The organism is Streptomyces sp. NPDC031265 (assembly GCF_055570295.1).
In genome coordinates this window covers 80,044-92,247 of the sequence record NZ_JBVIHM010000020.1, presented here as the reverse complement: position 1 = coordinate 92,247, position 12,204 = coordinate 80,044, and the positions used below count along the sequence as shown (strand labels likewise).

Annotated in this window: 10 protein-coding genes and 1 pseudogene; 5 read left to right on the top strand and 6 right to left on the bottom strand. The window is 72.3% G+C overall.

Features of this window, described 5'->3' with window-relative positions; translation table 11 throughout:
* Positions 1-180: 180 nt before the first annotated feature.
* The gene (locus ACZ499_RS27000; RefSeq protein WP_468678686.1) at positions 181-1,233 is read right to left on the bottom strand and encodes a hypothetical protein; all 1,053 of its coding nucleotides are present in this window, start codon (positions 1,231-1,233) and stop codon (positions 181-183) included.
* Between the two features lie 275 nt (positions 1,234-1,508).
* Between ACZ499_RS27000 and ACZ499_RS26995 the strand changes: the two genes are divergently transcribed.
* A complete protein-coding gene (locus ACZ499_RS26995) occupies positions 1,509-2,708 on the top strand; it encodes an MFS transporter (RefSeq protein WP_468678684.1) in 1,200 nt (399 codons plus the stop codon).
* A gap of 88 nt (positions 2,709-2,796) precedes the next feature.
* Here the strand turns inward: ACZ499_RS26995 and ACZ499_RS26990 are convergent, their stop codons facing one another.
* Positions 2,797-3,801, bottom strand: a complete 1,005-nt coding sequence (locus tag ACZ499_RS26990) for a helix-turn-helix domain-containing protein (protein WP_468678683.1) — start codon at positions 3,799-3,801, stop codon at positions 2,797-2,799.
* Between the two features lie 52 nt (positions 3,802-3,853).
* Here ACZ499_RS26990 and ACZ499_RS26985 point away from each other — a divergent pair, with 52 nt between their 5' ends.
* Positions 3,854-4,243 carry a cupin domain-containing protein gene (locus ACZ499_RS26985; RefSeq protein ID WP_468678681.1) on the top strand — a complete coding sequence of 130 codons (390 nt, stop codon included), beginning with the start codon at positions 3,854-3,856 and terminating at the stop codon, positions 4,241-4,243.
* Between the two features lie 194 nt (positions 4,244-4,437).
* A complete protein-coding gene (locus ACZ499_RS26980) occupies positions 4,438-6,237 on the top strand; it encodes a S8 family peptidase (protein WP_468678679.1) in 1,800 nt (599 codons plus the stop codon).
* A gap of 160 nt (positions 6,238-6,397) precedes the next feature.
* On the opposite strand, the gene ACZ499_RS26975 is transcribed toward ACZ499_RS26980, so the two are convergent.
* Positions 6,398-7,309, bottom strand: a complete 912-nt coding sequence (locus ACZ499_RS26975) for a glycosyltransferase (protein WP_468678677.1) — start codon at positions 7,307-7,309, stop codon at positions 6,398-6,400.
* A 235-nt stretch (positions 7,310-7,544) separates the two neighbouring features.
* Positions 7,545-7,658: pseudogene (locus tag ACZ499_RS26970) on the bottom strand (glycosyltransferase); the annotation flags it as partial.
* Positions 7,659-7,979: 321 nt separating this feature from the next.
* On the opposite strand from ACZ499_RS26970, the gene ACZ499_RS26965 reads away from it, so the two are divergent.
* Positions 7,980-8,789 (top strand): endonuclease/exonuclease/phosphatase family protein, encoded by an 810-nt coding sequence (locus tag ACZ499_RS26965; protein ID WP_468678675.1) that lies wholly within the window; start codon positions 7,980-7,982, stop codon positions 8,787-8,789.
* A 3-nt stretch (positions 8,790-8,792) separates the two neighbouring features.
* Here ACZ499_RS26965 and ACZ499_RS26960 read toward each other — a convergent pair whose 3' ends face one another.
* Positions 8,793-9,680 carry an ATP-grasp domain-containing protein gene (locus tag ACZ499_RS26960; RefSeq protein ID WP_468678673.1) on the bottom strand — a complete coding sequence of 296 codons (888 nt, stop codon included), beginning with the start codon at positions 9,678-9,680 and terminating at the stop codon, positions 8,793-8,795.
* A 75-nt stretch (positions 9,681-9,755) separates the two neighbouring features.
* Between ACZ499_RS26960 and ACZ499_RS26955 the strand changes: the two genes are divergently transcribed.
* Complete coding sequence (locus tag ACZ499_RS26955; RefSeq protein ID WP_468678672.1) at positions 9,756-11,753, top strand: glycoside hydrolase; 1,998 nt, start codon at positions 9,756-9,758, stop codon at positions 11,751-11,753.
* A 4-nt stretch (positions 11,754-11,757) separates the two neighbouring features.
* Here the strand turns inward: ACZ499_RS26955 and ACZ499_RS26950 are convergent, their stop codons facing one another.
* Entirely contained in the window at positions 11,758-12,201 is a 444-nt protein-coding gene (locus tag ACZ499_RS26950) for a GNAT family N-acetyltransferase (protein WP_468678669.1), read from the bottom strand.
* Between the last annotated feature and the right edge of the window lie 3 nt (positions 12,202-12,204).

Sequence of the window (12,204 nt, the reverse complement as noted above, 5' to 3'; positions counted from 1 at the left end):
TGTTGCATCACACTCCCATCCCCTTTGGGGTGTGGCTTCTCGTAACAACCCCCACCCCCCCCCCCCGCCCCCCCTTCCCCCCCCCTCCCCCCCCCCCCCCCCACCCCCCCCCCCCCCCCCCCCCCCGGTCCCCTCGGACCGGGCCGCTGCGGGGTACTGAGCCCGTGGGGCACTGGGGGCTCAGGCCCTGAACCCGATGTGTACGTGGTCGTGGTGGGTGGCGTCGGAGAAGAACTGGTTCGCGGTCGCGCCGCCCGACAACTGGACCGGGCCGCCGACGTTGTACGAGCCCGTCGCGGCCGCGGCGCGCATGAAACCGGTGATCAGCCCGCGTGAGGTCGCCGGGTCGACCACCGGGTGCCCGTCGATGCGCCAGATGTCGAAGGCCCGCCCGGGCGGATGGTCGCTGGGGCGGTCGGTGCCGAACACGTCGAGCGGGTGCCCCGAGCGGACGACGCTCACCGACATCCGGTAGTCGCTCGCGAGCCGCAGCATCGCCCGCAGCACGCTCTCGTGCACCTTCCCGCTGCGCACGTCGGCGGCCGAGGCGGGCGGCAGCTCGATCCTGGGCTGGGCGAGCACCGCCTTCGCCGACGCGCCGAGGGGCCCCGCGGGGCCCGGGTTCGCGGGGTGCAGCGAGGTGACCTGCCAGCCCGAGGAGGTGCGGCTGAGCCGCACGTCGACGGTGGTTCCACCGCTGCGGACGGCCCCGCCGGTCCGTGTGCTCTGTTCGCACACGACCAGCACGCTCGCGGAGTCGGACAGGATCCCGCCGTACTGGGCGTCGATCACGTGGACCACCGCCTCGTCCGCCGAAGGCGTCAACGGCCCGGCCTCGGCGGCGAGTTTCGCGGCCGACGCGGCGGGGATGCCGAGTGCGGCGGTCCGGGCCGCCGCCCCGCGTACATCACCCTGTCCGGCCCGCCAGGTCCCGAGCGCTTCGACGAGGCGGACGGCGGCGGTCTTGGCCGCGGGGGTGACCTCGCTGGGACCCGGCCGCCAGGGGATGGGCGAGGGCAGGGACGCCCCTGTTCCCGCACTGCGTACGGGAGTTGGAGCCGAGGTGATTGGTTTCCGTGTCCCGGAACCCGCCGGAGAGCCGGTGGCCTTCGGTGTCTTCGCACCGTCCGAGCAGCCCACGGCGCAGGTGCACCAGGCGGCCGTGCCCAGGAGCAGCGCACGGCGTCCGAGCGGCTCCGGCCGCTGCTGGTGGATCGGGGGACGACGGACCATGACCGCTCCTCTGACGCACGGCGTGTGACGCAGCACATGCGGATCGCCTCCGGGCCTTCGGGGGCGCCCCCACTATCCGTCAGACGCGCCCGGTGGCGGCGCACATGCGCGGGCGGCTACTCCGTATGCGCCCGATCCCCGCCCCGCACACCGTTGGCCGCCGCGGCCACCCCGACCTTGTCGTCGCAAAGTCGCCGGACCCGAGCCCGGGGCGGCTGCTGGACTGTGGCGTCGGTGAACGACGTACACCAGCTACGGGACGGGACCACCTCCACATGACGACAGCCACCACCCTCTCGACCTCGACGGACCCGGCCGCACGGCGGCCACCCCTCGCCGGGTGGCTCGCGGTGCTGTCGGTGATGGCGGGCATCTTCGCGATCGTCACCACCGAGATCCTGCCGATCGGCCTGCTGACGCCGATCGGGGCCGACTTCGGCGTATCGGACGGCACGGCCGGGCTGATGATGACCACCCCCGGCATCCTCGCCGCCGTCGCCGCGCCGGTCGTCACCCTGACCACGGCGCGGATCGACCGCCGCGTGATGCTGTGCTCGCTCGTCCTCCTGCTCGCCGTGGCGGACTTCCTGGCCGCCGCCGCACCGGTCTACTGGCTGGTGCTCGCCTCACGGGTCCTGGTCGGCGTCACCGTCGGCGGCTTCTGGTCGATCGCGGCCGGCCTCGCCGAACGCCTGGTGCGGGCCGAGTCGGTGGGGCGGGCGACCGCCGTGATATTCGCGGCCGTTCCGCTGGGCTCCGTCCTCGGCGTGCCGGTGGGCACCTTCATCGGGGACCACGCCGGATGGCGTACCGCCTTCGTCGTCATGGGCGTCATGTCGGTGGCGGTGTTCGCCGCGCTGCTCTTCGTGGTCCCGCCCCTGCCGCCGGTCCGGGCCGTACGCCCGGCAGCGCTCCGCTCCCTGCTGCACCACGGCGCCGTCCGCCGGACCCTGCTCATCACCTTCCTGACAGTCCTGGCGCACTTCGGCGCGTACACCTACGTCACACCGTTCCTGGAGGACGTCACCGACGTCGGCCAGGGTGCGGTCACCGGCCTGCTGCTCCTGTACGGGGCCGCGGGAATCGCGGGCAACTTCCTGGGCGGCAGCCTGGTGACCTCGCGCCCGCGCGCCGCGTTCGGCGCCGCCACCGCGATGATGGCCGGTGCGACACTGCTGCTGCCGGTGCTCGGGGGTTCACCGGCCGGGGCCGTGGCGCTGCTGGTCGTCTGGGGGATCGGCTACGGAGCCGTACCGGTCTCGGCGCAGGTGTGGTTCGCCCGGGCTGCGCCGCACGCGCCGGAGGCCGCGGCGGTGCTCTTCACGGCGTCGTTCCAGGCGACGATCTCCCTCGGGGCGCTGGCCGGTGGCGCGGTCGTGGACCACGCCACCCCGTCGGTGGTCATGGCTCTGGGCGGCACGGTGGCCGCCCTCGCCACGGTGGTGATCGTGACGGCGAAGCGGCCGGCGGTCTGAGCCGCGCGTTCGCCTCGCGGCCGCGGCCCCCGGCCTGCGGCGCCCCGCCTCCACCTCCCCGCCTCCGGCGGCCCCGTCCCGCTCGCGGTCACCGTGGTGCGAGCGTCGGTTCCGGGCCGAAGCGCCGCCGGTACGCCGAGGGGCTCAGGCCCGTCTCGCGGCGCAGCCGGGCGCGCAGGTTGGAGGCGGTGCCCAGGCCGCTGCGGCGGGCGACCACGTCGAGCCGCGGTTCACCGCGTTCGATGAGGCGGCAGGCCAGGGCGACCCGCTCGCCGGTGAGCCAGGCCAGCGGCGTGGTGCCGAGCTGGACACGGAAGCGGCGGTGCAGGGTGGCGGGGCTGACGGCCGCGCGGGTGGCGATGTCGGCCACGGTGAGGGGTTCGCCGAGCCGCTCCTGGACCCAGGCGAGCACCGGCGCCAGCGACTCGTCCGGGGTGTCGGGTACGGGCCGCTCCACGAACTGCCGCTGCCCGCCGTCCCGGTGGGCGGCGAAGACAAGCCTTCGGCTCACCGAGTTGGCCACCTCTGCGCCGTGGTCGCGGCGGACCAGGTGCAGTCCGAGGTCGAGGGCGGCGGCGCTGCCGGCGGAGGTGAGGATGTCGCCGTCGTCCACGAACAGCACGTCCGGCCGCAGATCGACCGAGGGGAAGCGGGCCCGGAACGAGTCGGCCCACTGCCAGTGCGCGGTGGCGCGGCGCCCGTCGAGCACCCCGGCCTCGGCCAGGGTGAAGGCACCGCTGCACATCCCCACCAGGCGTGCGCCGCGCGCGTGCGCACGTCGTACGGCGTCGAGGACCGCGGGGCGCCGGGGCACGTCGGTGTCCGGCCGGTTGGGCACGATCAGGGTGTCCGCGGTGTCGGCCGCGTCCAGTGCGGCGACGCCCGTGAGCGTGAAGAACCCGTCCCGCATCAGGGTGTACGGCTCGGGGGCGCACAGGGTGAAGTCGTAGAGGTCACGGCCGAGTTCGGGCCTGCGCAGGCCGAACACCTCGGTGACACAGGCCAGCTCGAAGGGGTTGGAGTTCTCGTCGACGATCACGACGACCCGAGGGGTGTGAGACGCGCGGGCCCCGTGCGAGGAATCTTGCGGCATATGCGATTTCTAGCACTCGCGGGGGCGGAGCACCACGGCCGAGGATGAGGTCATGAGCAACGAACCCATCGCCCTGCACCAGGCCCTGGCCTCCTTCGACACCCTGTGGAGCCCCCGCATCGTCACCCGCGTCAACGACTACGACGTACGCGTGGCCAAGGTCGGGGGCGAGCACGTCTGGCACGTCCACGACCACACCGACGAGTTCTTCCTGGTGCTCGACGGGGAGTTGGACATTTCCCTGCGGGAGGCCGGCGGCGAGCGGACCGTGACCCTGGCCACCGGCTCGGTCTTCACCGTCCCGCGCGGCATCGAGCACAAACCGTCCTCGCCGTCCGGTGCCTCGATCCTCCTGTTCGAGCCCAGTGGGACCCTCTCGGTGGGCGACCGCCACGACGAGGTGCCCGCCCACGTCGACGCGACGACCGGGCACGCGCTCTGACCGTCTGCCCTGCTCACCCGACGTACGTATCGACGACGATCACGTTTCCGGCACGTTTCGGCCGCCCCGCCGGAACGCCCGTACGGTGAAAGGTACTTCCCTCCCCGGGTGATCATCTGACATCTTGCGTCCACCACTCGTTTCGTACGACCCGGCAGGTGCCACCCGTACCTGTCGGGTCATCGGAGGACGCATTGATACCCCCCATATCCAGACGCCCCAGACGTTTCCTGGTCGGCGCCGCCGCCCTCGGAGCCGCGCTGACCTTCGCGGCTCCCGCCCTCGCGAGCACCCAGCCCGTCGCCCCGGCTGCCGCCGCCCCGGCCCACGCGGCCGCGCCGGTCACGGCCCGGAGCGCGGCCTGGGTCGCCGGCACCCGTGCCTACCTTGTCATCACCGCACCCGGTGACACCTCGGCGGTGCGCTCGGCCGTCACCGCCAACGGCGGCACGGTCTTCTCGTACTTCGACGCGATCGGCGTCATCGTCGCCCACTCCGCCTCCGGAACCTTCGCCACCACCATGCGGGGCGTCAGCGGGGTCCAGCAGGTCGGTGCCACGCGCACCTCGGACGTCCCGGCCGACGCCTACAACCCGGCGCTGCCGGCCAACCCCGCGCAGTCGACCACCCCCGCCGGCGAGCCGGTCCGCTGGGACATGAGCCAGATCAAGGCCGACCAGGCCTGGGCCGTCTCCACCGGATCCGCCTCCGTGAAGGTGGGCATCCTCGACACCGGCGTGGACGACCAGCACCAGGACATCGCGCCCAACTTCGACGCCGCCGACTCGGTCTCCTGCGCCTACGGCAAGCCGGACACCCGCACCGGCGCCTGGCGGGACGTGGACAGCCACGGCACGCACGTCGCGGGCACGATCGCCGCCGCCAAGAACGGCAAGGGCGTCGTCGGCGTCGCACCGGGCGTGAAGATCGCCTCGGTCCGCCTCGCCGAGCCGACCTCGACGCTCTTCTACGCCGAGAACACCGTCTGCGGACTGGTGTGGGCTGGTGACCACGGCTTCAAGGTCACCAACAACAGCTACTACACCGACCCGTGGCAGTTCAACTGCCCGGACAACGTCGACCAGGCCGCCATCATCGAGGGCGTGCGCCGCGCCCAGGAGTACGCCGAGGGCAAGGGCTCCCTCCAGGTCGCCGCCGCAGGCAACTCCAACTACGACCTGGCGAACAAGACGACCGACAGCGAGAGCCCCAACGACTCTACGCCGACCACCCGCCGCATCACCAACGCCTGCCTCGACATCCCGACCGAACTGCCGGGCGTCGTCACGGTCTCGGCGATGGGCAGCGGCAATGTGAAGGCGTCGTACTCCAACTTCGGCAACGGCGTCATCGACGTCGCGGCCCCGGGCGGCGACGGCTCCAACGGTGTGTACTCCACCCTGCCGGGCGGCAAGTACGGCACCAAGAGCGGTACGTCGATGGCCTCGCCGCACGTCGTGGGTGTGGCCGCGCTCCTGGCGAGCGCCAACCCGGGCATCACCCCGGCGCAGCTGCGCGACAAGCTGGCCGTCCAGGCCAACGACGTCGCCTGCCCGTCGGACAGCCGGTGCACCGGCACCACCGCCAGGAACGCGTTCTTCGGCGAGGGCCAGGTGGACGCGCTCAAGGCGGTCGGCGCCACCGTCCCGCCGGGCAAGTACTTCGAGAACACGGCCGATGTCGCCGTCAACGACAACACCACCGTGGAGAGCCCGCTGACGGTCACCGGCGTGACCGGCAACGCCCCGGCCGCGCTCAAGGTGGGTGTGAACATCGTGCACACCTACATCGGTGACCTGAAGGTCGACCTCGTCGCCCCCGACGGCACCGTGTACACCCTGCACAACCACGCCGGCGGCAGCGCGGACGACATCCACCAGACGTACACCGTCGACGCCTCCGCGCGGGTGGCCAACGGCACCTGGAAGCTCCGGGTGAACGACAACGCCAACGGGGACACCGGCCGCATCGACAGCTGGAACCTCACGTTCTGAAGTCTCTGAAGCTTCCGGACCTGCTGAGCTCCTGAACCGCGAAAGCCCGGGCGCCCGTTCCCCGCGGGGAATGGACGCCCGGGCGTCGTGCGGTCCACCGGAGACCCGTGAGGGTGTTCCCGGGAGAGGCGAAAGCGGCCCTTTCCCTATCTTTTACCGCTTATCGTTTCGCCCCCGCCAGCCGCCCCACGGCCGCCACCACGGCCGCGGCGCCGTCCTCGGCGTGGATACGGGCAGCGAGCGCCCGGGCCCGGTCCCGGAAGGCCGGTTGTGCGACGGCCTCCCGCAGCGCCGCCGCCAGCCGGTGGGCGCTGAGCGAGCGCAGGGGTACGGGACCGGGGCTGACGCCCAGCGCGGTCAGCCGTGACGACCAGAACCCCGCGTCCAGTTGCGCGGGCACCGGCACAGCCGGCACCCCCGCCCGCAGCCCGGCGGCCGTGCTTCCGGCGCCCGCGTGGTGGACCACCGCCGCCATCCGCGGGAACAGCCAGTGGTGGGGTACCTCGCCCACCGTGAGCACGTCGTCGTCGCTGACCGACAACCCCGTCCAGCCCGCCTGGACCACGCCCCTGACTCCCGCTTGCCGCAGGGCGTCACGTGTCAGCGCCCCGAGCCGCTCCGAGTCGGCGACGACCAGGCTGCCGAACCCCACGAACACCGGCGGCGGACCGTTGCTCAGGAAGTCGGTGAGCCGTGCGTCCGGCCGCCAGCCGGGCTGCGGGTGCGGCCACCAGTAGCCCGATACGTCGAGCCCCGGCCGCCAGTCCGCCGGGCGCGGGACCACGGTGGGGGAGAACCCGTGCAGCACGGGCCACTTGGTGCGGGCGTCGAGCCGTCGCTGGGCCGCCGGGCCGCGGGCGGCAAGCCCCAGCTCCTTGCGCAGGGCGCGGGCGGCGGGCGCGAAGGCGCGGTCGGTGGCGAGCTGGACGGCCGCGCCGCCGACGCGGTTGCCGTACCGGCCCATCGAGCGCGCTCCCGTGGCCACGGGCGGGAAGTCGCCGGTGGGCGCGAGCGGTTGCAGGAACACGCCCATGCTGGGTACGTCGAGGGCCTCCGCCGCGACCCGGGCCACCGGGGCGGTGGTAGCCGCGGAAAAGGACCAGATCGGTGCCCCGCGCCGCCGCGTCCAGCAGGGCCGCGGCGAGCGCGGGCATCAGTGAGCGTCCGAGGCGTACGAGCTCCACGACCGTTCGCGCCCCCGTCCGTGCGTCCAGCAGCCGCTGCCCGTCCTCGGACGCGAGTACCGCGCGGGGGTCGGCCGGCAGCGGACGGAAGCCGAGCCCGGCCCTTCGCACCACCTGCTCGAAACCCTCGTGCGTGGCGATCGCCACATCGTGGCCCGCCTGCTGGAGGCGTACGCCGAGGCCGGTGTACGGCGCCACGTCACCGAGCGACCCGGCCGTCGCGATCAGGATGCGCATGGGCGCAGTATCGCGGTGCCGGCCCGGTCGGCAGGCGCAAGCCGCGCAGGTGCCGCTCGAAGCGGGGGCGCACCCCGCAGGACGAACTTCCATCCAATCGGATGATTTTTGTCAACTTTGCTCGGTAAGTGGGGAGTTAGACAGCAAGACCCGAGTCCGACCCCAAGTCCCCGTCCGTGTCCGTATCCATGTCCGCGTCGCCCGACGGCACCGAGCAGCACCCACGCCGTCAGGGCGCGTCGGCATGTTCCGAGTTGTGCGCAGCGCCGTCCGACGACCTCCGTAAACCTTCGAAGAAGACAGAGGTGTTCAGTGATCCGTGTGTGCGCCAGGTCCGCACTGGCTCTCGTCCTGATGCTCATCCCGATGACCGCCGCACCGACGTCCTCGGCGGCGGCCGCACCTCAGACCCTGACCGTGCTGACCTACAACATCCACCACGGCGCGGGCACCGACGACGCCCTCTCCCTCGACCGGGTGGCCCGCGTGGTGAAGGACAGCGGCGCCGATGTCGTCGGCCTCCAGGAGGTCGACCGGCACTACGACGCGCGCAGCAACTTCGTGGACCAGGCGGGCTGGCTCGCCGAACGCCTCGGCATGCACGTGGCCTACGGCGCCAACCTCAGCCTCGACCCGCCGCGGTCCGGGGCGCCCCGGCGCCAGTACGGGACGGCGATCCTGTCGCGCTTCCCCGTCATCAAGGCCCACAACACCCGGCTGCCCCGCCCGCGTTCGGGCGAGCGACGCGGCCTGCTGGAGGCGGACATCAACGTGGACGGCACGGCCGTGCGCATCTTGACCACCCACCTGGAACACACCTCGCAGACCGAGCGGCTCGCCCAGGCCGACGCGATCGACAGCGTCATCGAGGACTCCAGCCGTCCCACCGTGCTGGTGAGCGACCTCAACGCCACTCCGGGCGCCCGCGAGGTCGGCGTACTGACCAGGCACCTCGGCGACGCGTGGCGCGCGGCGGGGGAGGGGGCGGGCTACACCTTCGACGCACGCAACCCGCACAAGCGCATCGACTACGTCCTCACCTCGTCTGGCCTCGCCGCCCGGCAGGCGGAGGTCATCGACAGCGACGCCTCCGACCACCTGCCGGTCAGCGTCGACGTCACCCTTCCCTAGGCCCTAGCCCATGGCGGCCACGGCGGACGCGAACCGCTCCAGTGCGCGCGGATCGCTCTGAAGGAACAGATTCGGCTCGATGAGCTCCAGCTCCATCACCACCGGCGCCCTGCTGTCGTCCAGCGCGAGGTCCACCCGCGCGAACAGCAGGGCGTCGGGTGACGGAACCGCCGCGAGCGCGTCGAGCGCGGTACGGATCTCCGCCCCGGTCGGTTCGTGGGGAGCCACGCCCGGGTGCGCGTCCCTGAAGTTGTCGATCACATTGGGCTCGGTCAGCACGGGCTGCTTGCGGATGGCGTGACTGAACGTCAGCCCGTCCTCGCCGGTGGAGAGGAAGACCAGCGCGCGTTCACCCTCCTCCACCAGCGGGAGGTAGGGCTGGACCATCGCGCTGCGGCCCTGGTCGAGGAGCATCCGGGCGTGGCGTACGGCATCCGCGTGCCGCCCGGGCTCGTACCGTGCGGTGTCCCGGGCGCCGGCGGACACCGCGGGCTTGACCACCGCGCCGGTGGGCAGATCGAAGTCGGCTTCCTCGCACCGCCCGCCCGGGTCGATGACACGCGTCGGCACGACGGCGACGCCGCGCCTGGCCAGTTCCGGCAGATAGCGTTTGTCGCTGTTCCAGCGCACCACCGGCAGCGGATTCCACAGCCGGGTGGCGCGCCCCGCCTTGTCGGCCCACGCGAGGAACTCGTCGAGCCGTGCCGCGTAGCCCCAGGTCGACCGGATCACCGCCCGATCGAATCCGCTCCACTCCACGGCGTCCGCGTCCCAGGCCACCGGCTCCGCGGCCAGGCCGTCGGCACGCAGCGCGTCGACGATCAGGGGGAGGTCCACGTCGTACTCGATACCGGCGGCGCTCGTCACGATCGCGACCCTCGCAGCACCCATGGACACTCCCCGTTGCCTTGCACGTTGTACCGGAGCTCTTAGAACCCTCTTATGGTGCACGACTATTCACGACGCATGAGATCAACTTCCTCGACCCACAGCCGGACCCGGGGCCGCGCCGCCGCCCACGGGCTCGCCGTCACCCTCGCCCTCGCCGCGCTCGCCGGATGTACCACGGCGGCCGGCGCGGAGGTGTCCGCCACCGGTACCGGGGACGGCAAGGTCGCCGTTCCCGTCCGGGGCGGCACCGCCGTCATCGACACCGCGTCACTCGCCGTACGGGCGCGCCCGGCGTCCGGGGGAGAGCTGGAGCTGTCCGCCGCGGCCGCGACCGACCTCGGCCGGCCGGGCCCGGTCACCGAGATCCGAGGGGGAGCCCGCTGGACGTACCCCGCGAAGGAGTTGACGGTCACGGCCGTCGCGGAGCGCGGGCGGCTGCGGGTGAGCATCGCCGCGGGGCGCGACGGGGAGGTGCGGTGGCCGGTCACCGGTACCGACGCGTCCGCCACCGACCTCCAGCTCCCGCGTGGCGAGGGCCTCAACATCCCCGTGCGCGACGCGTTCTGGAGCGCGCCCGAGCGCGGACTCACCGGTGAGCCGATGGACATGGGCACCGGCGCGCTCACCATGCCGATGTGGGGATATACGTACGGCAGGCGCGGCGCGAGCTATCTCGTCCCCACCGACATCGGCACCTCGCTGGGGTTCGCCTCCGACCGGGGCGGGCTGCGCGGCACGGCCACCCACACCTTCGACGGCGGCGAGGACACCCGCTCGTACACCGTCACCTTCGCCCTCACCGACGGGAACCCCGTCGCCCCCGCCGTCGACTACCGCGACTGGCTCTCCGAGCACGGCCGCCTCGGCAGTCTCCGCGACAAGATCAGGGCCAACCCGGCCGACGGCAAGCTGCTCGGCGCCTTCCACGCCTATCTGTGGGGTGATGCGCGGACGCCGCAGGGCATGGAGGAGCTGCACAAGCTGGGCGTGAGCCGGATGTGGCTCGGCTACGACGCCGGAACCGATCCGATGAGCGCCCAGGCCGTCGCCGCCGCCAAGAAGAACGGCTACCTCGTCGGCCCGTACGACTCCTTCGCCAACGGGCAGGACCCCGCCACCGCCGACTCGCCGAGCTCGGCGTGGCCCGGCCGTGTCTACCCCGACTACTGCGTGATCGACGCGAAGGGCAAGCCGGAGACCGGATTCGGCAACCGGGGCTGCTACCTCAGCTCACAGGCGTTCGAGCAGTCCGAGTCGGCCGAGCACTACCTCGCCGAGCGCACGCGCCGGATGGTGACCAACGGCGCCGACAGCTACTTCCTCGACGTCGACGCGGCCGGAGACCTCTTCCGGGACCACAGCCCGCAGCACAAGATGACCAAGGCCCAGGACCGGGCCCACCGCCTCGCCCGGATGAAGCGCCTGCAGGACGGCGGGCTCGTCCTCGGCTCCGAGTCGGCCGGAGCGTGGGCCAACCAGGTCGTCGCCTTCAACCACGGGTCGGCGACCCCTGTGGGCAACGGTCTGTGGCCGCTGGAGCGCAACAAGGAGGTGTGGGGCGGATACGCCCCGGAGAAGGCGCCGAAGACCTTCTTCAAGCCGGTCGACCTGCCCGCGGACCTCGCCCGGGAGATGTACGACCCTAAGTACCGCATCCCGCTGTACGAGACCGCCCTGCACGGCTCACTGGTCAACGTCGAGCGCTGGGAGCTGTCCTTCGGCAAGCTGCCGCAGCAGAAGCAGACCCGCGCGATGCTGGCCATGCTCTACAACGTCCCGCTGAACTACGTCCTCGACGGGCCGACCCTGAAGCAGGACGGGCCCGAACTGGCCGCTCTGCAGAAGTACTTCGCCCCGCTGCACGAGAAGGCGGGCACCCAGCGGCTGACGTCGTTCCGCTGGCTGACCGCCGACCGCGCCGTGCAGCGCACCGTCTTCGGTGACGGCACGCTGAGCGTCACCGCCAACTTCGGAACCACCGCATCGCACGATGTGCCCGCGGGATGTGTGAGCGCGAAGCTCAAGGGCGACCGGCAGCCGAGGCTGCTGTGCCCGAAGAACGTGGTGCGCTGACCCCTCAACGGGCCAGTCGCAGCTCGATCCACGGTGTGCTGTCACCGGGCAGTACATACCGCTCGAATTCGACGAACCCGTGGTTCCGCGCGAACCGCAACCCCTCCACGTTGGAGGCGAGGACCACCGTCTCGACCACGTCGGCGCCGAGCGCCCGCGCGTGGTCGAGGCCGCGGGTGTAGAGCTGCTCGCCGAACCCCTGTCCACGGTGTTCGGCGAGCACGCGCGCGATCACCGTCGCCGTGCCGGAGCCGTCCTTGGGCGGACGCACCGTCGTGCACCCCACCAGGACGTCCTCCAGATAAGCGACTTCCAGACGGTTCCGGTGGACGCGCTCGCGCACCTCGTCGAGCGACAGGGGAGCGGTGGGGATGATCACGTTGTGCACATGCCGCCAGTCCCGCAGTGTGGCGTCGCTGTCCGGCACCTGGATACGAAGATTGCTCACCGG

Bases quoted from the DNA above. Each gene is read 5' to 3' on its own strand.
- ACZ499_RS27000 (WP_468678686.1), bottom strand. From the start codon at position 1,233: ATGGTCCGTCGTCCCCCGATCCACCAGCAGCGGCCGGAGCCGCTCGGA.
- ACZ499_RS26995 (WP_468678684.1), top strand. From the start codon at position 1,509: ATGACGACAGCCACCACCCTCTCGACCTCGACGGACCCGGCCGCACGG.
- ACZ499_RS26990 (WP_468678683.1), bottom strand. From the start codon at position 3,801: ATGCCGCAAGATTCCTCGCACGGGGCCCGCGCGTCTCACACCCCTCGG.
- ACZ499_RS26985 (WP_468678681.1), top strand. From the start codon at position 3,854: ATGAGCAACGAACCCATCGCCCTGCACCAGGCCCTGGCCTCCTTCGAC.
- ACZ499_RS26960 (WP_468678673.1), bottom strand. From the start codon at position 9,680: ATGGGTGCTGCGAGGGTCGCGATCGTGACGAGCGCCGCCGGTATCGAG.
- ACZ499_RS26955 (WP_468678672.1), top strand. From the start codon at position 9,756: ATGAGATCAACTTCCTCGACCCACAGCCGGACCCGGGGCCGCGCCGCC.